This window comes from Salinimicrobium oceani, from assembly GCF_012037645.1.
On record NZ_JAAVJR010001205.1, the window covers coordinates 1 to 346 of the forward strand.

Below are 346 nucleotides of genomic sequence, written 5' to 3' on the forward strand. Positions count from 1 at the left end.
CGGCTAAATTTCGAACGCTTTCAGCATTTACAAGATAAGCCATTTCCTGCTCTTTTTCCGCCTGTTCCACATTGGTGTAAGCGGCGCAGTTGATGCAGTAATCAAATTTGTTTTGGCGCATAAAAACACCCACAACTCCAAACTGAGACAGGTCAAGCTCACGGGAAGTTGTAAAAGTAAAATTGATGTCACGAAAATTTCGAGCCTGTTTTTTAAAACATTGACCTAATTGCCCTCCAGCTCCTGTGACTAAAACTTTCATAGATCCAGATTTTCAAAAGTTGGGAGATTGGCATCTTTTTCTGAAAGAATCATTTGGTCCTGAGGATATTCCCAGTCGATCTCA

1 protein-coding gene is annotated in these 346 nt (G+C 40.8%); it reads right to left on the reverse strand.

The window, feature by feature from the left end:
- A partial coding sequence (locus HC175_RS21475) for a sugar nucleotide-binding protein (protein WP_235942727.1) occupies nucleotides 1–262 on the reverse strand: 262 nt, incomplete at its 3' end.
- Nucleotides 263–346 lie beyond the last annotated feature (84 nt).